The sequence below is a fragment of the Psychrilyobacter atlanticus DSM 19335 genome (assembly GCF_000426625.1).
Lineage (GTDB): Bacteria > Fusobacteriota > Fusobacteriia > Fusobacteriales > Fusobacteriaceae > Psychrilyobacter > Psychrilyobacter atlanticus.
This window is the reverse complement of sequence record NZ_KE384547.1, coordinates 486,065-507,944: the sequence shown is the minus strand read 5'-3', so window position 1 is coordinate 507,944 and position 21,880 is coordinate 486,065. Positions and strand designations below refer to the sequence as shown.

Below are 21,880 nucleotides of genomic sequence, written 5' to 3'. Positions count from 1 at the left end.
TATATTTTATTTATCAAATTATAGTTTTATTTTTTCCCGTTGTCAATTTTTTTGAATAAAAAACACATTTTTTTAAAAAAAATGAATTTTTTTTACAAAAAGCTTGATTTTTGATATAATCATACTGTATTATGTTATTAAAGAGTGTTGCTTAATAATATATACTGTATTATATCGCATCAATTTATTTCCTTTTAAAAAGGTATAAATTTAAGAAAATCTTTAGTAGGAGATTAAGGAGTTAGTGAGTATCTTAATCTAATGTAAGAAATTTTAAACCGTATAAAAGTTTTATAATTATTTAATTTTAAGGAGGAGTAATATGTTTAAATTTTTACAAAAAATTGGTAAAGCCATTATGGTTCCTGTAGCAGTTCTGCCTGCAGCTGCAATATTAATGGGTATCGGGTATTGGATTGACCCTTCTGGATGGGGAGCTAACAGTGCTACTGCTGCAATATTAATCAAAGCTGGTGCTTCGATTATCGATAATATCCCTATTTTATTTGCTGTTGGTATTGCTTATGGTATGTCTAAGGACAAAAATGGTGCTGCAGCACTAGCTGGTTTAGTAGGTTTTAAAGTTATTACAACCCTATTATCTCCAGGAGCAGTTGCTCAAATTCAACATATCAAGCCTGAAGATATCTCTGTTGCATTTGGAAAGATCAATAATCCATTTATTGGTATCTTAGTAGGGGTTATCTCATCTTCACTATATAATAAGTTTAGTAAAGTTGAGTTACATAAAGCATTTTCATTCTTCTCAGGTAGAAGATTAGTACCTATCTTGACAGCTGCTATTATGATCCCGGTTGCATTTGTATTGATGTTTGTTTGGCCGGTAGTCTTTGGGGGATTAGTTTCTTTTGGAACTGCTATTTCTGCTATGGGACCTATTGGAGCCGGAATTTATGGTTTCTTAAATAGATTATTAATCCCAGTTGGACTACACCATGCATTAAATGCAGTTTTCTGGTTTGACATCGCTGGAATTAATGACCTTGGAAACTTCTGGGCTGGAACAGGGACTAAAGGTGTTACAGGAATGTATATGGCTGGATTCTTCCCTATCATGATGTTTGGATTAGTAGGAGCCGCTGCTGCATTTGTTAAAACTGCAAAACCTGAAAACAAAAACAAAGTTGCTTCTATAATGATGGCTGCTGGATTCACTACTTTCTTTACTGGTGTTACTGAACCTCTAGAGTTTGCATTTATGTTCTTAGCTCCTGGTTTATACTTGATACATGCTGTTCTTACTGGAATATCAGTATTTATTGCAGCTAGTATGCACTGGATTGCTGGATTTGCATTTTCAGGAGGATTAGTTGACTTCATCCTATCATCTGGTACTAAGTTAGCAAATAAACCTTATATGCTTATCGTTCAAGGTTTAATCTTTATGTCTATTTACTACTTCGTATTTGTTGCGGTAATTACTAAGTTTGACTTAAAAACTCCAGGTAGAGAAGACGTTGATGAAGACGAAGAAACTTCTTCTCCTACAACTCACACAGCCACTGCTGAGGCATTATTAGAATACCTTGGTGGTATCAACAATTTAGTCGATATAGACAACTGTGCTACTAGACTTAGATTAGAGGTTAAAGACCAAAACTTAGTTCAAAAAGAAAAAATTAAAAAGATAACTTCTGGAGTATTAACACCAGGAAAAACATCTGTACAAGTGATCGTCGGACCACATGTAGAATTTGTTTGTGATGAATTAAAAAGATTAGCTAAATAAAATATTTAAATAGGGTTGACCATTTGGTTGACCTTATTTTTTTATTACCATTATTTTAACAATGAATAAAGCAAAAAGGGAACTAATCATATGATTAGTTCCCTTTTTATATTTAGTATATCTTATATTGTTCGTTCATATTTTTGATTCTAGCTAAAGTTCTTGCTTTCCCTATGATAGAGATAACATTGTATAATTCAGCACCCTTTCCTTGACCAGTAATTACTGCTCTAAGCGGCATAAATACTTTACCAGGTCCTGTTCCCATAGCTTCTAAAGTATCATTTAACATAGCTTTTACTTCTTCTACAGTTAACACTTCATTTGCACCTTCTAATTTCTCTACGAAATACTTTATTGCCTTTATCTCGTCTTCACCCTTTATAGCGTTATGTAATCTCTGAATAGGTTTTTTCTGCTTATTGCTCATCTCTTCAGTTGTTTCAGGCAACTTAAATTCATCTATATAGTAGATGTCAGCTAATGCTGCTAATCCCTTCATAGTAGTTGCAGGTTCTCTTAATATATCGATTACTCTCTCTAAAGTTTTCATTTCTTTTTCATCTGCATTTTCAGATACAAATCCTCTTTCAACGAAGAATCTCTTAGACATCTCAGTTAATTCTGTTAAGTCTTTCATTCTCATATGTTGGTTATTTACCCATCCTAATTTTTCTAAATCAAAGATTGGTCCTCCTAATGATACTCTTGTGATATCAAAAGTTTCTATGAATTCATCTAAAGTAAAGATCTCTTTATTTTCTCCTACAGAATATCCCATAAGACCTAAGAAGTTTATCATTCCCTCTTTTAAATAACCCTCTTCAAGATAGTAATTTAATGATACAGGATTTTTTCTCTTAGATATCTTTGTTCTATCTGCATTTCTAAGTAATGGCATATGAACGAATTCAGGCATATCCCATCCGAAAGCTTTGTACATTTGGATATGTTTAGGAGTAGAAGCAATCCATTCTTCCGCTCTTATAACATGAGTTATCCCCATTAAATGATCATCTACTACGTTAGCTAAATGATAAGTCGGGAATCCATCACCTTTTAACAAAATTTGATCGTCAATCTTATTATTCTCAAATCTAACTTCCCCTCTTAAAACGTCCTTTATCACAGTTTCACCGTCATATGGCATCTTAAGTCTGATTACATATTCCTCTCCAGCTTCTAATTTAGCTGCAACCTCTTCCTTAGATAGTGATCTGCAATGTCCATCATATCCAGGAGCCTTTTTCATGGCTTTTTGTCTCTCTCTTAATTTATCTAATCTATCTCTCGTACAGAAACAGTAGTAAGCTTCTCCTTTTTCCACTAATTCAGCAGCATATTTCCCATATAAGTCAAATCTCTCAGATTGTCTGTATGGACCATAATTTCCACCTACGTCTGGACCTTCATCCCAACCTAGATCTAACCAATTTAAAGTATCAAATATTTGCTTTTCTGAATCAGCAGTTGTTCTAGTCTGATCTGTATCCTCTATTCTAAGTAAAAATGAACCTCCATTTTTCTTAGCCATAGCTAAATTAAATAAAGCTATATAAGCTGTTCCCACATGGGGATCTCCTGTTGGAGAAGGTGCTATTCTCGTTCTAATTTCTTTACACATATCTATATTCCTCCTAAATTTATTTTTTTATCCATCTCAGATATCCAGTTATAAAGTTGTCTATCTCTCCATCCATAACTGCTTTTACATTACCACTTTCTGTACTAGTTCTGTGATCCTTTACCATGGTATATGGCTGAAATACATAGGATCTTATTTGGTTTCCCCAACTGTTATCAGACTGTTCTCCATGGAGTTTTTTTAATTCATCTTCCCTTTTTTTCATCTCTATCTCTAACAATTTAGATTTCAACATCTTTAGAGCCGTTTCTCTGTTTTGAAGCTGTGACCTACCATTCTGACACCCAACAACTACTCCCGTTGGGAGATGAGTAATCCTTACCGCTGAATCGGTAGTATTTACATGCTGCCCTCCTGCTCCTCCTGCTCTGAATGTATCAACCTTTAGATCACTAGAAACAATCTCAATATTAATAGTATCATCAATTTCTGGAGATACATCTATGGAGGCAAAAGATGTGTGTCTTTTTTTAGCGGCATCAAAGGGAGATATTCTAACTAATCTATGAACCCCTTTTTCGCCTTTTAAATATCCATAAGCTCTCGAGCCACTTACTAAAAGGGTGATGGATTTTATCCCTACCTGGTCACCTGCCTGATAATCCAGTTCCTCTACCTTATATCCCTTAGAATTAAACCACCTGCTGTACATCCTATATAGCATCTCTGCCCAGTCACAAGATTCTGTTCCTCCTGCTCCTGCATGGATAGTAAAGATAGCACCATTTTCATCATATTCGCCATCTAAAAGCAGACTGGTATCAAAATCTTCTATCTCCTTTAAGAGTTTAGAAAATTTAGTTTGAAGTTCCTCTGCAAATTCTTCTTCACCAGCTTCTACAAATTCAATGAGCACATCCAATTCATCTATCCCATCAGATATATCATTGTATTCTCCTACAACGGCTTTTAAAGAGTTTAAATTTTTAATTATTTTAGAACTTTGTTTCTTGTCGTTCCAAAATCCATCTTTTAGGGTTTGACCTTCTAGTTCTTTTATCTCATCACTTTTTTTTTCTAAGTCAAAGATGCCCCCTAATTCCAGTTAATTTCTCTTTAACTTCTATCATTTCCCTTCTTATCTCTAAAATATCCATATTTACCGCCTATACTCTCTATTTTATTCAACCATAATGGCCTTATATTTTTCCCTTTAAATTACAATTTTATTTTATTTTTATTCAGAAAATTATAGCATGAAATTCCTTTATTTTCAATGCTGCCACCATATCTCCAAATTATAATTTTTAATATAAAATTTTGTTTTTTCCCGATCTTTTAGCCTTATATAAGGACTTGTCGACTATCTCTATCAACTCTTCGATACTTAATCCTTCTTCATACTCCATTATTCCGCCGCTCATAGTTACCTTTATTTTCTTCTTGTTATCCAAAAATTCACGATTTTCTATTTCCTTCCTTAACCTTTCTCCTACTTTAAAAGCATTTTTTCTATTTGTACTAGGAAGTATAATTAAAAATTCTTCCCCTCCATACCTGCACACCTTATCCATCCTACTGGTTTCTTCCATAAAAACTTTACATACTTCCTTTAATACAAAATCTCCAAAAACATGGCCGTAGAGATCATTTATATTTTTGAAATTATCTAAATCAAGCATAATTATGGAAAATCCTGACTGAAACATCTTATTTTTAACTATTTCATCCTCTAAAAAAGTCGTGAGACTCTGCCTATTATATACACCGGTAAGAGGATCTCGCTTGGCGATTTCCCTTAACTCAGTCTCTCTATTTTTGACATTCTTTTGAATATTTTTTACTTCTTTTGTTATTACATTTAATTCAGAGTCATCGGATATATACATCAGTATTTCTTCTATATTTTTACTGTAATTCCCATTGGAAATTCCCTCTATTAAAACACTTAAATTTTTTAGATGAACCTTTAACCTTTTAGAAAATGAATTTATTATCAACAGAGATATTATAGTTCCTATTAAACTAATGATAATCCCAGCCTTTATTATACTAAAAGGCAGTTCTTTCAACTCATTTTTATATGTTCCACCTACCATGATTAATCCTAATTCTAAAATAGGCTCTAATCTAAAATATTTTTCACCATCATGAGTATCTATATCAAATCTTATAGGTTTTTTTAGTCTCACAATTTCATCTAAATAAGACTTTTCACTATCAAAGTTTGATTCCATATATTTTTTTATCAAAGTTATATTTTTATCACTTACACCTTTTACTCCGGTATCTACAACAAGTAACCCCTTCTTATCCATAATAAACATCTTTCCTGTTTTCCCAAAGGACAAGTCAGACATCTTTAATTGATAATCTGAAAAATTCAGATCCACTCCTACAACACCTAAAACTTTATCTTGAGCATATACGGTCTTCGCTATTGTTATTCCACTCTCTCCATTTGGAAACCTATAGATATCTGTAGTGTAATAATCTTGACTTCCCTCTATTGCTCCTTCGTACCACGGCCGGCTCCTTGGGTCATATCTTTCTGGTATAAACCCTGACCCCTCTAGGAAGAATTTCCCATTCTCATCCCCATAAAATATATTTTCAACCTCTTTATTATCAATCACTATACGGCCCATCATTCCCTCTATCAGCTCTTCAAATTTATCTTTGTGAGAATCTTCTTCTATGCTGTGAATTACGAAAAATTCTAAAAGATCTAATACGGCCTCCATCTTATCATTGATTAATTTTAACTGTTTTTTTTCCGAGGCAAAGATAAATTCAATTTTTTCCTGCTCCCTCCTTTTAGTTTCATTTTGCGTCAAAATAAAACTGTATATCCCAAGAAAAAAGATGGGTATTAAACAACTAATCACTGAAATTTTTATTACACTTTTTTGTATATTCATAATAACCCACCTCCTTTTTTTATCTCAGGTCAAGCAGCCTTTCAGCTACCGATTCAAAAGAATATTTTTTACTTTCCAGTATAAATTTTTTATTTATATCTGGTATTTTCTCTAACTTCTCTAAATTTAAATTTATTACCTTTTCTAGGTTATTTACAACTTTATCATCTAAATTTACTAAACTATCATTGAAAGGAATAACTTCTTTTAATCCTGAATGATTAAAAACTATAGGAATTAACCCCTGAGACATTCCCTCTATACTTACCATTCCAAAAGATTCTGGAAAAACTGATGGAACTACAATTACACTATGTTTTTTTATAACATGAGGAAGGATATCATGGTCTAATTTACCTAAAAATACTACCCTGTCCAAATCTATTTTTTTAGCCAATTCCAGATAACTTTCCAGTTTATTCTCCCTTTTCAATCCATCCCAAAATTTTGATAGGTATTCCAGCTGCCCATGTTTTTCCCCTTCTAAATAAAATCCTTTTTCTATAATAACTTCTATTAAATTTTTATTCCCCTCTATTAATCCCCTCAACAAGATCTCTAAAACTGGTCTAAACTTTCCATAACCCACAATAGTTATATTTGTCGTCGGATTTTTTTGAAATATATACGGTAAACTCATTAACATAATATGAACACCTTTGGAAATTATTAATTTTCCTATATATAGAATATTATCTTTTCCTCTCAATCCTGAGGATAACTTAGATATCAGATCTCTATCAATATCCCTATATTCTATATCTTCTTCTGTCTCATTTATAATTTTTTTTATCTCCTCTATATCTTCTAACTTTTTAATTTTCTCATAATTTTCATCATATATTCTTTTTAACGGTCCATTTGAAAAATGAACTTTATCCTCTATAATATTTTTAATTTCTTTATCTTTTAGTAATCTATTAAATTTATCAAAATTAACTCCTGAAGGAATTATTTGAAACCTGGAATCTCTGAAAAATTCTGTTTTCTCATAGATTTCACAAGACCTCCCTCTGATATATTCACTCTGAACAACTACATTTTTAGAATCCAAAAACCCTTCATAGGAGAGGTCCATATATCTTTTATCTTTACTTATAATGTAATTTAATGAACTTCCATGACCTATAACTACATATGGAACCCCTGTTTTTTCCTTTACTTTTTTCATGATATAGGGGGATATAGCAAAATGATTGCAATAGATTATATCTATCTTGGTTGTTTCTAAAAATTTTATAATGGCCTTTACATTTAAATCTATATATTTTTCTAATTCCTCGTCTATTAATTTATCAAATGTTTTAACTCTAAATCCGTCATAATCATCATAGACAAACACCGGAAGAAGATCTCCTATATAGGGGGTTACCCCTATAAATCCATCCTCTTTAAATTTTGTCTTTAGAGATATACTTTGATCAGCATCCATAATCCAATGAGAACCAATTCCTTCTATACCGTCCCAGTTTCTTTCTTGGGAAAATAAATACACATTATTTTTTTTCAAAAATTCTTCCACTATATTCAATGCAAAAATATTACTGCCGCTGCCGTGTAGAAGATAACCGTGCCAAAATAAAATTTCCAAATTCATCAACTCCCTTTTAGTTTAACATAATATACATTTAATTTTAAATATTCCCTATGCAAAAATAATTAGGAATTCATAATAATAATTTAAATCACTATTTGTAATATTTACAAATTGAGGTTATAATTAACTATAACAATATATAGGGAGTTGATATCTATCATGACTTTTAATAAATTTATAAAAAATAAAAGAATAGAATTAAATCTAAGTCAAAATAAATTTGCTAAATCCATTGGAATAACTCAATCTTATTTTAATAATATAGAGAGAGGGGAATTAAAGAATCCACCTAGTGTGGAAGTTTTAGAAAAAATATCTATGGGTCTGATGTTAAATGAGGAGGAGATTGAATACCTAAAATTTTTAGCAGCTTTCGAAAGAACTCCTCAGCTAATAAAGGACGAATTGGATAGGAAAGATAAAGAGATCAGCTATCTTAGAGGAAACTCATCTATCTCTGAAAATAATTCTATCTCCATCGATGACCAGATTCCAGTCTTTGAAAGAATCAGTGCTGGTATCGGGGTTTTAGGAGATCAAGAGGTTACAGAATATATTACCCTTCCTGGGATCAGAAATCACGGTAATATCTTTGCTGTCAATGTATGGGGTGATTCCATGGAGCCTACCATTAAAGATGGTTCTATAATTATTGCTAAAAAAGAAGTTGAAGTAAGAAATGGAGATATTGGAGCTTTTTTTATAAATGATGAAGCCTTTGTAAAAAGACTAAAGGTTACAGATTCATATGTAGCCCTTATCAGTGATAACCCCAACTATCCGCCAATTTTTATAGGTCCTGGAGAAGATCTCAAAGTTGTAGGAAAGGTAGTAAAAGTTTTAAGCGACATATAGCAACGTGATGTTGCATCCAAATAAGTGTAACCTATGGTTTTATAATTTTTTATAATTTCTTGGATAATAGAAAAAGGAAGCAGATATAAACTGTAACCATGAAACTGGACACTTGAAAAAGAGTGTTAGTTTCATGGTTTTTTTGATACAATTTTTTAATAAGAGTTTAAAGGGGTGAATTAAATGTCTAAAAAAATATTTTCAGATATAGAAGTTACTAAATTATCTAAAAATAAAAATATTTCTAAAGTTTCAAATAAAGCTATTACATATACTTTTGAATTTAAAAAGAAATTTATTGAGGAATATAAAATGGGAAAGCCTCCGCGTATAATTTTTGAGGAAGCTGGCTTTGATGTGGATATTTTAGGTATGAAAAGAGTTGAAACTTCCTCTAAACGTTGGAGGAGAGCTTTTAAAGATAATGGTGAACTGGGTTTAATGGATTCCAGGAAAACATCTTCTGGAAGACCTCTGAAAAGAGAGTTAACAGATTTAGAAAAAATTAAACGTTTAGAAGCACAGATTGAATATTTAAAAATAGAGAATGAATTTTTAAAAAAGTTAGACGAGATCGAAAGGGGGGATGCTTAAATAAAACTGAGATTTTTGAAGCTATTAAATTAATAGTTAAAAGATATAAGTTGAAATCAAAAATTAAATTTCTATGTTTTCAAGCGGGGGTTTCCAGGTCTGGTTTTTACAACTATATTAATTCAGAAAAAAATAGAAATAATAAAGAAGCTAAAGATTTAAACTCCAAAAGATTAATTCTAAAAGCTTTTAATAGAAGAGGTTTTAAGAAGGGCGCCCGAAGTATCAGGATGATTTTAGAGAATGAATTTGATACTATTTTTAATTTGAAAAAAATAAGAAGAATTATGAAAAAATACGAAATAATATGTCCTCACAGAAAACCGAACCCCTATAAAAACATAGCTAAAGCAACTAAGGAACATTCGACTGTCCCTAATATATTGAAAAGAGAATTTAAACAAGAAGTTCCTAAAAAAGTTCTCCTAACTGATATCAGCTATCTAACTTATGGAATTGGAAAAAGAGCTTATCTTTCAACAATAAAAGATGGTAGTACTAATGAAGTATTAGCTCATGAGGTGTCTCATAGTCTTAGTATTGATATTGCTTTAAACACGGTTAAGCGCTTAGTTAAAAGAAAGTTTAAACTCCATCCAGAGTGCATTATTCATTCGGATCAAGGCTTTCACTATACTAATCCTAAGTTTCAAAGATTAGTGAAATCAAAGAAAATTATCCAATCAATGTCGCGAAAAGGTAACTGTTGGGATAATGCTCCTATGGAGTCATTCTTTGGACATATGAAAGATGAAATAAATTTAAAGCCCTTAAAAACATTAGATGATGTAAAGAAAGAAGTATCTAAATATATGAATTATTACAATAACCATAGGTATCAATGGAACTTAAAAAAGATGACTCCTGTGCAATACAGAAATCATCTTTTAACAGTATCTTAACCATACCTTTTTTTAAAGTGTCCTTGACAAAGGGTACAGTTTAATATTCTGCTTCCTTTTTTTAATTTATCCTCTATTTAATACGGCCTTACCTTCACCGTCATTATATATTTCTTTATCTAAAGATCCTAATAGTTTTGCTGTTACAACACCAGTAGCCATAGCTCCTGATACATTTAAAGCAGTTCTACCTTGATCTAAGATAGGCTCAATAGCTATTAATAATCCAACCAATTCAATAGGTAATCCCATGATAGGTAGTACAATTAAGGCTGCTATTGTAGCTCCTCCACCGATTCCAGCTCCTCCAAGTGAAGCTATCACTACAACTATAACTAATTTTACAAAGAATGCTGGCTCTAATACATTTATACCAGTAGCAGTCGCTATCATTACAGCTAACATGGCTGGATACACTCCACCACAACCGTTTTGTCCAACAGTAGCTCCAATTCCAGCTGACATACTTGCAATAGAATTAGGTACTCCTAATTTTTTTGTTTGGCAGTCAATATTCATCGGGATACTTCCAGCAGATGTTCTAGATGTAAATGCAAACGTCAATACTGTCCATGCTTTCTTCAAGAAAATTATTGGTGATACACCACATAACATGATCATCAATAAGTGAACTCCAAACATAAGTGCTAAAGCAACATAAGTCGCTACAACAAAGTTACCTAATCTTGATATTTCTACAAAGTTAGAACTAGCACAGACCTTAGTCATTAGAGCTAATACACCATATGGAGTAAGTCCTAATACCATTTGTACTAATTTTAATACTACAGATTGAGCTGCGTTTACACCATTTTGAATTAATTCAAAAGTCTTCTTATCGTTCTTTTTGATCTTTCTTGTAGCCATACCAACTAAAGCTGAGAAGATAACTACACCAATTGTTGAGTTATTTCCTGCACCAGTCATAGCTTTAAATGGATTATCTGGAATAATTCCAACAATTTGATTGATCAATGAAGAAGCATTACTAACATCTCCAACTTTCCCTTCTAAATAACTCATTCTAGCAGCTTCTTTAGCTCCTGAGATTAATCCCTCTGCACTTAGATTAAATACTAAAGATGTAAATATAGATATAAGAGCAGCTATACCACAAGTTACCAATAATAACCCAATGATAGTCGTACTCATCTTAGCTATAGAACTATTTTCAGATTCCTCTGCATTGATAACAGATGAAGCTATAGATACCATTATTAGAGGAATAACAATCATCTTTAATAATGAAACATACCCACTACCTATTATGTTAGTCCATTGTAATGTATTTGAGATTATCTCCGATCCCTGTCCGTAAAAAACCTGCATAGATACACCAAACAGTATCCCTAATCCCAATCCAGTAAATACTCTATTTGTAAATGACTTATATGATTTCTGCATCCAAGCCAGCACATATACTAATATTGCCATAATAAGTATATTTAAAATTTGCATATATATAACCCTCCCTAAAATTTCTCATATGATTAAAATCTTTTTAATTTATTATTTTTTTCACTTACTTTTATTATTTTAAGTCTAACCTAGACTTTTTATTTTTATCATGTACCGCATCCATCATCGTTTGCATGCCATGCATTAGTACCATATTTCATATTAAACGATTTTTCAAATCCATATTTTCTAAGTACCTTTACAGCTTTTAGACCTTTAGCTCCTGTTGTACAGAAGACTACATACGAATCATCTTTAGCTATCTCTTTTTTTTCTAAAAGATCCTTTATCTTTGTTTCAAATTCATTGAATTCAACGTTGATAGTTTCATCAAAGATAGCCTCAACCTTATTTCTTTTTCTTTCATCCCTTACATCGATTACTATTGCATCATCTCCTATAAGATCTAATGCCCCATCTTTATCTACTTCCAGGTGTTTGTCCCAACCAAATAGATCACTAATAATTCCTGCCATTTTCTCCCTCCTATTTTTTAAATAATTATTATCGTCATAATAATTTATTATTATTTACCCGCATTATAAATAATTATGCATTTTTTGTCAACCTAAATGTTTCTTAAATATCTCTTTAATTCTAAAATAAAACACTTTTAAAGTTAAAATTAATATTGTTTGTATTTAAATTAACATTTTTAATAAAAAAAGGCCTGGAGATCTATATCTTCCAGGCCTTTTTGCTATTCTATTTCGTTAAAATAACCATATTTTGACAGGATAGTTTTTACCTTACATACATTTTCTTCCTTTATAAGTATATAAAAACCTTCTGCTTTTAAAATATATTCTTTTAACTTACTTTCTGTTGCCAGGATTTTAAAAAATTCTTTGTCCTGTTTAACTTTAAATACTTTTATATCAGATTCATGAGTCAGACAGTTTACTTTAGATCTCAATTCATCAAAGAATGTCTCCCATACTTGAGGTAAGTCTTTATAAAATTTATTTTTAAATTCCTTTATCCTTTCCTCTAACTCTTTTGTTGTTGTGATTCCTTTTAAGAACCTTCCCTTATCCATTCTATATTTATTTTCACCAATCTTGATAGATACCTTTTCTAAAAACATAGACATTATAGGAGCAGATCCAATGATAGTTATTAAAAGAAGATCTTCATCATAAACTATCTCTGCGTCTTCATTCTCTTCTGTAAATGCATAATCATCTGCCCGCCCTAGGACATATTCTCCTAATTTGGTCAATTCTATATACTTCAATCCATCATACTTCGACAGGTAATTATTCTTTAAATACAGTCCATTATTACCACTTGGCAGATCATAATAAAGAGTAAATAACCCTAAACTTCCTAAAAGAAAGAATATCGATTTTACAAATGGCTCAATAATATACCTATGATATTCATCATATTGAGATATTCTGGTTCTTCCATAGTTTGATTCATTTATATATACATAATCATATACATCTTTTAATTCGATGATATCTAAAAATTCATCTCTATAAACCAGATAATTTATAATATTCGAGATACTTATGGTCTTTTCTGAAGGCAGTTCCATAATTAATTTCACTATAGTCTGAAGTGATCTAGTCAAATTCTCTGTTTTCTTTATATTTTTTACACCTTTTAGATAGTTCAAATATTTAGTTGTATATTCATATCCATCGTTTTTTGTAAGTTTCCCATTCAGGAATTCATTTACAATATATTTAAATTTATCCAGCTTAAAGTTTTCCGGGACAAGATATTCATCTTTTATTAAATAAAATAATAGCCCCATAGTTTCAGTTTTTAAATAATCTAAATCTTTATTTTCACTATAAAACTCTGAAATATCACAGTATTTCTGCATATCTCTTTTGCTCTCTTTGAGGAGTTTCAAACTAGTAGAAAGTTTTATATTCCCCTGGCTGTAAAAGTTATAGTACAAACTATATTTTTTGCATATCTCCTCTTCAGAGTTATGTTTATAGGTATATATCGGATTCTCTATTGGATGGATAAAATAGTCTCTAACTTTATTAGGACAATGAGGTCTTATTTTTCTGATGATATCATTGTCTAAATATAGATATCCAGGCCCTTCTTTAGCTATTTTATTTTTTTTATAGTGAAAAAATTTATATTTATCCTTTAAATTTTCACTGGTTTCATAGGTATGTTCTTTTTCAAATAACTCCTCTATCTGTGATTCTTCTAAGATATATTTTCCGCTCCATATAATACTCCTAAAGATATCTTTAACTTCCTCTTCTAGGCTGTTAAATATCTCTACAAAGGTTTCTTTTTTATAAAAAGCTTCCTCTAGTAAATCTACAAATACTGATTTATTTGACGTCTCCGATAATAGTGATACTTCAAATATATCCAGATGGAGACCGATGTGTCCATCTGCTATCCAGTCTATAAAATACTCCTTATATAAACTATAAATTCCATCCTTTGTATAAAAATTTGTAATTGAACCTTTAAATTTATCTCTGCTTATTCCCATTTTAGCTACACTCCTAACATATATTCAATATCAGATTCACTTAGACTTTTAACTGCAACAGTATCTGTAGTTATAAGACTGTTAAATAATTTATTTTTTTCCATCTGTAAACTAAGCATTTTTTCTTCTATCGTTCCTTTTGTAATAAGTTTATAAGCAAATACTGTCCTGTCCTGTCCCATACGGTAACTTCTGTCTACAGCTTGATCCTCTGCCGTCTTATTCCACCAAGGGTCATAGATAAATATCTTATCAGCAGCAGTCAGATTCAGTCCGACTCCTCCTGTTTTTAATGTCATGATAAATACCTTACATTCCTTTGAAGTCTGGAATTTTTCTACTAATTCCTGTCTATTTTTTGTAGCTCCAGTCATCGATATATGATTAATTCCATGGTTTTCCAGTTCTTCACGTATATTATCTATAGAGTTAATATAGTTTGTAAAAACTAATACCTTATGTCCATTCTTTACAGCTTCCAGGATATTATTTACTAATATCTCTAACTTAGCTGATCTTACTAACCCATCACTTTTAGATTCTGGGCAGCTGGCTATTTGACGTAATTCATTCAATGCCTGTAAAATAAATATTTGACTCTTTCCTATCCCATGTTCTGTTAATTTTTGATTGATAAGGGTATAGTAGAAGTTTCTTCTCTCTTCATATAATTTTCTTTGAGGTTCATTCATCTCCACATAAAGAGTTTTTTCAATCTTATCTGGTAGATCTTTTAACACCTGTTTTTTTATTCTTCTTAAGATAAATGGATATATTTTTTTCTTTAACTCCTCTATTATCTCTAAATCATTGTCTTTTTGAATCGGATTAGCATAATAATTATTGAAATCTTCAATTCCGCCAAACATCTGTGGATTTAAAAATCTAAACAATGAATAAAGTTCTCCCAGATTATTTTCTACCGGTGTACCACTAAGAGCTAATCTTTTTTCAGAATTTAATAACATCACAGCTTTTGTTATTTGGGATGTAATATTTTTTATATTCTGGGATTCATCTAAGATGATCATCTCAAATTTTTCCTTAGTCAATAACTTAACATCATTTCTCACTGTTCCATAGGTCGTAAGAATAATGTTCTTGCTTTTCACTTCATTAAAATCTCTATTGTTTCCATAATATATACCTACAGTAAGGTCTTTACAGAATTTTTTTATTTCATTTTCCCAGTTAAAAACTAAACTTTTAGGCATAATAATCAGAGATGGTTTCGTCAAGTTTTTATGCAAATATGTATAAGCTAGGATACTTATAGTTTGAATAGTTTTCCCCAGACCCATATCATCAGCTAGACATCCACCTAATTTATTTTCAGTTATATAATACAGCCATTTATACCCGTATTCTTGATAATTTCTTAATGTTGCATCGACCATTGCACCAGGTATATCCAGGTTCTCTATCTCATTTAAACCTTCAAATATCTTCCTTCCATAGGTCAATCCATCTCCAGATATTTTTTCTCCAATAAGTTCTTCTATTATGGGCAGATCAAAGAAAGATACCTTAACATCTTTAGATGATTTACTATTTTTAAATAGTCTTTCTAATTTTTCTATATATTTTTTGTTGATCAGTGCATTAGTTCCATCACTTAAAACAACATATGAGTCTTTTTTATATTTTGAAATTATATCTAAGATAGAAAATTTTTCTCCTTCTATCTCTAGGTGTGCATCTCCTTCTAAAAAATCAATTGAATGAGATAATTTAGCTATCAACTTTGGCTGAACTGTTTTTATCTTATATGTTTTTAATTTTTCAGTTCCTATGAATTTATATTTAGATACCAGATTAAGGAGTTCCTTGCTTATAAATTCTTTAGCTAATTTTTCATGAAGAATAATCAGATTCTCCTCCACATAGTAACTTTCTTTTAATTTTAATTTCCTTTGATATTTCACCAATATTTTTATCACGTCTTCCATACTCTCAGACATGGTAGATATATCTATATCACAGATTGATATTACTTTTTCCAAAGAATTTAATAACACTACAGTTTTAATGTCATCTTGCTTTAACATATTATAGGTCATAGTAGATATCTCAAAACCAAATTTAAGATACAGACTTCTGTCTTTTGAAATCTTTTCTATTATAATTCGAGGTACAAATGATTTCTTGTTTAGTTTTTCAATTCTGTAATCCTCGTATTCTACATTTAAATTATCAAAATAAGAATTAGTTATAGTCAAAAATCTTTCCATCTCTTTTAGATCGATCTGAGTATTCAATTCCAATGCACTCAGATAATTTTCCCCTATATCCTCAATATGATAGATCTTATGTTTTCTTATAACATAATTTTCAGTCAAAAATTCAAAAGCTTCATATTTAGCATCTAATACTAATTTGACTTCTATTTTTTCCTTAGATTTCTCCAGTTTTAGAGTTATTTGTCTTTTATTTTCCCTAATACTAATCCCTTTAAAATCATCTGTAACAAAATACTTACTCTTTCTTAAGAGTTCAAATAGATGTGGGTTTTCTTCTAAATAAATTAGATTATCTTCATTTTCCCACGATATATTAAAATAGTTATGCTCGTTTATAAGCTCTAAATTAGAGATTATTTCTAAAGTATTTTTATCTGTCTGGATAGGTGTCATTGGAAGACTTATTTCATCTCCTTTTTTATCCACTACCTCTACATAAGATTTCTTCTCAAAAAACCTTAATTTAAAATAAACTTCTACCCGTTCTTCACTTTTACTAATAAATTTATCGTACATCATTCTCTCCACTTTTAAAAAATTCTAATTTAAATATCCATTAAAGCCTATTATATCAAAAAATCTAAGCTTTTTCAATATTTAGATAACTTCAGTTCTAAATTTAAAATTTAAAAGGTAATTTAATCGATAATAAAAAAAGAGGGGCGTCAACCCCTCTAAAGAACTACCTTGCATATTTTACAGGATGCTTGGCTCCTGGAGCTTTTATAACTATAAGCTCTAAAACTTCATCATCTTCGTTTCTAACATGCATCTTTACGTCATATGGAATTCTCAAAAGATTCCCTTTTTCATATATTTTAGTTTTTTCATCTCCTAAAGTTATAGATAATTTTCCCCTAATAACAGTCATATGTACAACTGCATTTGAATAGTGCAAAGGCAACCCCTTTCCTTTTTCAAATACCATATGAATATAGTTTAAATCATCCTCTAGGATTAATTTTTCTACTACTGTTTTATCTCCAGTTGACATTTTAAATACTTCTTCTACCATGAAATATCCCCCTATTTTGTATACATACTATCTATAAAATCAATTATACTTTTTATTTTTCCTTAAAGTTCCCATCGGAATCCCTGTTTAAGATCAGTTCATCCAACTCTTCTTTGGTATAATGCACCACCTTGAGATCATAAAATTTATAAAATGACAGACCTATAATTCCCCAAACTATTACTATAATTGCTGATGGCATGGACAAAGAACTGTTCAATCCCGGCATCAATAATAAGATTAAGAAAATTATCCCGGCTATAGCACCAAATATAGATGGCAGATAAACCTTGTTATACTCTTCCTTGTATAACTTATAAGAAGATAGACTGGTATAGAGATACCCGATGGATGCTCCTACACTGGAAGTCCCTACTATCCATCCCAATACATTTCTACCGAACCATGGTGCAATCAATGATATTCCTAGAATAAACAAAATAGCATTTTTAGGAGTATGATGTTTGGGATCTAATACACCAAAAAATTCCGGCAGTATCTTTCCCCTAGACATGGCAAACAATAATCTACTGGCAGCCATATAAAATCCATTTATCCCCGCTACAATAGCCGAAAGTAAAGCTATCCCCAGAGACCATAGTCCGATCTTACCAAAATAATATTCAACAGTATGTCCTGTTGCCCATGTTATATCCCCACTAGCAACCTCTTCCAGAGTTATCCCGAAACTTGTAAAAAATAAGATCGAACAATAGATTAAAGCTCCGATTATAATAGAAAATACAGCTAATCTAGAAGCTTCTTTAGCTTCAAAATTTAGTTCCTCTGCTACTTGCGGAATACAGTCAAATCCTACAAATAACATTGGAGCAATAGATAACACTTTCAATATATTAGATAGAGTGATCTTTTGACCGGTAAGAAAAGTCATTGTATATGAATTGTCTATACCTGCTCTTGCTATGGCTAAACTTAGAAATAAAAATACTATTCCTACCAATAAAAGCACCATTATATTTTGAAAGTTTGAGGCTAATTTCACCCCTTTAATATTTAAATAAGCGAAAAAACACAGGGCAAATATTGCTATCCCAATTTCTCCCAAATATATACTCGATCCTGCTATGGTATATAGATATCCTACCTTCAACACTCCCGGCATTATAAATTTTGCAACAAAAGCCAGTCCTGTAGCATTAAAGGGTACTAAACTTGAATATGCCAACGTTAGAAACCATCCGCATGTCAATGCATGCTTCCATCCAAACGCATCGTAAGTAAACGCATACTCTCCCCCTGCTACTGGAAACTTATGGAGTAGATAACCATAATTTTTTTCTATTCCTACCATTATAAGCCCACCCATAAGGATAGCTATAATAGAATTTATCATCCCTGCTTTTAAAAACATAGTTCCTGGAAGGATAAAAGCTCCAGTTCCTATAATTGCTCCAATTGCCAAAGATAATATATCCATCTTTTTAATTTCTTTTTTTAACATCAAATCAGTCCTTTTCTCTCAAGATTGTCACCCGTTAATACATCTCAAAACATCATATTAACATATGACAGCGACATAATTATATCACATGTTTTATAAAGAAAAAGAAAATCCTCCAAATATTAATTTATTTCTCTATATCTATTTCAACTCTTCTATTAGCGTCGTGATCTTCTCCTAATGGCGTCGTTTCACCCTTGCCGATAACTTCTACCTCTGTTTCTTCTGAAATTTCCAAATAATCCACCACTGCCTGAGCTCTCTCCTCTGATAATACTTGGTTATATTCAGCAGACCCACGAGTATCTGTATGCCCTGTCACAGTTATTTTTTTAGCTCCTTCCACCTCTGGTTTTAACTTATCCAAATCAGCTTTAGCCTCATCATTTAATTCACCATCATTAAATTGAAAATTAACTAAGGTATATTTCATTACAGGCTCTACCTCTACTACTGGAAACATTTCATTTTCTTCTACAACAGACACCTCTTCTGCCATCATTGAACTATTATTTTCTTCTATAACAGCTAAAGTTTCTTCACTAGGAGTCGTATCCTGCATCATCATGTCGTAAAATTCTCCTAATTTCATTCCAAATTTTATCCCTACACTGTCATGATATCCCTTTTGATCCTCTCTTTTAAATTCATAACCCATATTTTCATATAAAACTTCCAAGTTAAAAAGCCCGATATCCCTTCCTATACCGAACCCTACATAATGTCCCCCTCTAGTATTTCCCCCAGTCACATTAGAAGCTGCGTTATATCCCCCTCTTCCAACCAGATAGAACATCTCGTCCAACATATCGTATTTACCCACTAAATAAAAAGGCATAGACTCATTATATTCATTATTGTCATCTTCTATTCTTGATCTAAATTCAGTTCCCAGCCCATAGGAATAATTCCCTCCGGATCCCCATAGGTATTCTGCTCCCAGGGTCCACCCTTGGTCCATCGATCCCCCACTGTCACCCATATAATCTTTAGATATATTTCTCCAAACATCATACCCGGCTTTGATCTCTAATCCCTCTGCATAGGTTGTAGTCACCAACGCCAATGCTGCCATACCAAATAAAAGTTTTTTCATCTCTTACCCCCTTAAAAACACATACTATTATAATAATATTTACCTACCAAATTTATCCATGATTTCCTTTTTTTACTTTTTATTCTGCAATTTAACAAGATAAAACTTCCATCTATAATATCAACTTTTTCCGACAAAAACTTACACATTATATTATGATATATGATAAAATATAGCTTGATAGTTTTAACCTTAACCTAACATAATATAAGGAGAGCACAATGAGAAAAATAAATTTAGTCCTACTTTTTTTTATCCTAACTACTATAGGATTTTCTAACCAAATTTTATTGAAAAACCTAAGGTTTAATGGTAATCCTCCACAGATGGTTATCGATGTAGAAGGAAATGTTAAGCCTAAGTATAATATTAGTTATGATGAACACAATAGATACCTCTTTGTTGAATTTTTAAATACAAGGGCTTCCTCAAATTTAAAAAATAGAATAATCAACGGAAGTTATGTGAAAAGCGTAAAAGTGAGAAAGTATAATAACTCTACTGGTGTTTTTATATTTTTTAAAAATAATATAAATTATAGTGCTCGTTATTGGTCTAACCCTACAAGGTTTGTATTGAATTTTGATAAAAATAAAGCTAAAAAGGAATATACCATCATCGTCGATGCAGGTCATGGAGGAAAAGATCCTGGTTCTACTGGTTTTAATAGATATCATGAAAAAGATCTTGCACTAAAGATCGCCAAATATCTTAAAACTAGTCTTCAAAAAGATTTTAATGTGATTATGACTAGAAACAACGATTCCTTTGTTAGTTTATCCGGCCGGCCAAATATAGGAAATAAAGCTAAGGCTGATTTCTTTGTAAGTGTCCATCTAAATGCTAATAACAGCTCCCAGGCCAGTGGAGCAGATATATTTTATTTCTCCAGAACGGAATCTGATTATGCTAAAAAAGTAGCCGCCTTTGAAAATAGTGTAGGAAATAAATTTGGTGAAAACGCCGACGATATAACCCTTATTATGGGGCAGCTATTTTATAAAAAAAATAAAGAAGTCTCTGCCAAGATAGCACAGAATCTGGTGAATTCTTATTCTAAAAGACTAAGAATGAAAAACAGGGGAGCTCATGGAGCTAACTTTGCAGTTCTTAGAGGGTTTGACGGTCCTGGAATATTGGTAGAAGCTGGATTTATCACAAACAGCTCAGACATAAGTAAATTAAAGCAAAGTAAATATCAAAAAATAGCTGCTGATGAGATTGCTAAGGCTATAAAACAACATTTCTATTAAAATATTAAGGAGATCAACTATGAAAGATAAAAAAAGTTTAATTGTCTTAGGAGGATCCATTGCCTTCCTTTTGATAAGTAGTATTTTTTTCTATAAATACGTCACTATGGGAGACCAAATCCCTATAAAAAAGATTACTAACCACAAAAATACACAAGCGATTACCAATATTAAGATAGTGAAAATTTATACTCCCAATGATTCTTTAAACACCTTAGTTTCATCGGATATTGAGATTGTTAAGGAAGATTTTGCTTCTGAAGTAAAATCTATCTTCAATGCAGTCCATGAACAGAGTAACTATCAGATAAAGGATGAAGAGGGAAACTACTATCCATTTATGGATCCTAGTATAAATCTATTAAACTCCTACCTTGTAGGCGATAAACTGTATCTTAACATAAGCTCTAATGTCAGCGATAATATCCAAACCAAGGAACAAGAACTACTAATCATCTACTCTTTGGTAAACACCTATACTAGTTTAGAGGGAATCAACAGGGTAAAAATCCTTATTGATGATGTAGAAGTAAAAAAATTAAAATGGTATAACCTCAGAACTTTTTACACTCAAAATTTAGATATTTAGAAAAACAGGGTTACGTTAGATCCGATTAATTTAGAATCTGAAATTTTTATATACTTTAGTAGATTAAATAATTTTTCAGATAAT

General features: G+C 31.3%; 16 protein-coding genes. 5 read left to right on the top strand and 11 right to left on the bottom strand.

All coding sequences use genetic code 11. The features are described from left to right. Nucleotides 1-322: 322 nt before the first annotated feature. Entirely contained in the window at nucleotides 323-1,750 is a 1,428-nt protein-coding gene (gene nagE / locus K337_RS0102860; RefSeq protein WP_028855252.1) for an N-acetylglucosamine-specific PTS transporter subunit IIBC, read from the top strand. 112 nt (nucleotides 1,751-1,862) lie between these two features. Here the strand turns inward: nagE and gltX are convergent, their stop codons facing one another. The 4 genes from gltX to K337_RS0102840 all read right to left on the bottom strand — a co-directional run bounded on the left by gltX (nucleotide 1,863) and on the right by K337_RS0102840 (nucleotide 7,847). Continuing rightward, entirely contained in the window at nucleotides 1,863-3,374 is a 1,512-nt protein-coding gene (gene gltX, locus K337_RS0102855) for a glutamate--tRNA ligase (RefSeq protein ID WP_028855251.1), read from the bottom strand. Nucleotides 3,375-3,393: 19 nt separating this feature from the next. Beyond that, nucleotides 3,394-4,492 (bottom strand): peptide chain release factor 2 gene (prfB, locus tag K337_RS0102850; RefSeq protein WP_156877296.1). Its coding sequence is split into 2 segments (ribosomal slippage): nucleotides 3,394-4,419 and nucleotides 4,421-4,492, totalling 1,098 coding nucleotides; the frame shifts between segments, so codons are not numbered across the junction. 150 nt (nucleotides 4,493-4,642) lie between these two features. Beyond that, a complete protein-coding gene (locus K337_RS19045; protein ID WP_051251574.1) occupies nucleotides 4,643-6,256 on the bottom strand; it encodes a sensor domain-containing diguanylate cyclase in 1,614 nt (537 codons plus the stop codon). Nucleotides 6,257-6,275: 19 nt separating this feature from the next. Next, nucleotides 6,276-7,847 carry a glycosyltransferase gene (locus K337_RS0102840; protein WP_028855249.1) on the bottom strand — a complete coding sequence of 524 codons (1,572 nt, stop codon included), beginning with the start codon at nucleotides 7,845-7,847 and terminating at the stop codon, nucleotides 6,276-6,278. Nucleotides 7,848-8,012: 165 nt separating this feature from the next. On the opposite strand from K337_RS0102840, the gene K337_RS0102835 reads away from it, so the two are divergent. After that, nucleotides 8,013-8,708 (top strand): helix-turn-helix domain-containing protein, encoded by a 696-nt coding sequence (locus K337_RS0102835; protein WP_028855248.1) that lies wholly within the window; start codon nucleotides 8,013-8,015, stop codon nucleotides 8,706-8,708. A 183-nt stretch (nucleotides 8,709-8,891) separates the two neighbouring features. After that, nucleotides 8,892-10,204 (top strand): IS3 family transposase gene (locus K337_RS19525; protein WP_425414008.1). Its coding sequence is split into 2 segments (ribosomal slippage): nucleotides 8,892-9,282 and nucleotides 9,282-10,204, totalling 1,314 coding nucleotides; the frame shifts between segments, so codons are not numbered across the junction. Between the two features lie 66 nt (nucleotides 10,205-10,270). On the opposite strand, the gene K337_RS0102820 is transcribed toward K337_RS19525, so the two are convergent. The 7 genes from K337_RS0102820 to K337_RS20345 form a co-directional block, all read right to left on the bottom strand. Continuing rightward, complete coding sequence (locus K337_RS0102820; RefSeq protein ID WP_028855245.1) at nucleotides 10,271-11,662, bottom strand: L-cystine transporter; 1,392 nt, start codon at nucleotides 11,660-11,662, stop codon at nucleotides 10,271-10,273. Nucleotides 11,663-11,769: 107 nt separating this feature from the next. Beyond that, entirely contained in the window at nucleotides 11,770-12,138 is a 369-nt protein-coding gene (locus K337_RS17525) for a rhodanese-like domain-containing protein (protein ID WP_037029111.1), read from the bottom strand. A gap of 224 nt (nucleotides 12,139-12,362) precedes the next feature. Beyond that, nucleotides 12,363-14,141 (bottom strand): hypothetical protein, encoded by a 1,779-nt coding sequence (locus K337_RS0102810; RefSeq protein ID WP_028855244.1) that lies wholly within the window; start codon nucleotides 14,139-14,141, stop codon nucleotides 12,363-12,365. Between the two features lie 5 nt (nucleotides 14,142-14,146). After that, nucleotides 14,147-16,897 (bottom strand): DEAD/DEAH box helicase, encoded by a 2,751-nt coding sequence (locus K337_RS0102805; protein ID WP_245584863.1) that lies wholly within the window; start codon nucleotides 16,895-16,897, stop codon nucleotides 14,147-14,149. Between the two features lie 166 nt (nucleotides 16,898-17,063). Then, nucleotides 17,064-17,396 carry a cupin domain-containing protein gene (locus K337_RS0102800; RefSeq protein ID WP_028855242.1) on the bottom strand — a complete coding sequence of 111 codons (333 nt, stop codon included), beginning with the start codon at nucleotides 17,394-17,396 and terminating at the stop codon, nucleotides 17,064-17,066. A 52-nt stretch (nucleotides 17,397-17,448) separates the two neighbouring features. Continuing rightward, entirely contained in the window at nucleotides 17,449-18,858 is a 1,410-nt protein-coding gene (locus tag K337_RS17520) for an APC family permease (protein ID WP_051251573.1), read from the bottom strand. Between the two features lie 127 nt (nucleotides 18,859-18,985). Continuing rightward, complete coding sequence (locus tag K337_RS20345; RefSeq protein WP_051251572.1) at nucleotides 18,986-19,954, bottom strand: OmpA family protein; 969 nt, start codon at nucleotides 19,952-19,954, stop codon at nucleotides 18,986-18,988. A gap of 221 nt (nucleotides 19,955-20,175) precedes the next feature. Between K337_RS20345 and K337_RS0102785 the strand changes: the two genes are divergently transcribed. Together K337_RS0102785 and K337_RS0102780 are read left to right on the top strand one after the other, a co-directional pair. After that, nucleotides 20,176-21,207, top strand: a complete 1,032-nt coding sequence (locus tag K337_RS0102785; protein WP_028855241.1) for an N-acetylmuramoyl-L-alanine amidase family protein — start codon at nucleotides 20,176-20,178, stop codon at nucleotides 21,205-21,207. A gap of 19 nt (nucleotides 21,208-21,226) precedes the next feature. Then, a complete protein-coding gene (locus K337_RS0102780) occupies nucleotides 21,227-21,796 on the top strand; it encodes a GerMN domain-containing protein (RefSeq protein WP_028855240.1) in 570 nt (189 codons plus the stop codon). The last annotated feature ends 84 nt before the right edge of the window (nucleotides 21,797-21,880 follow it).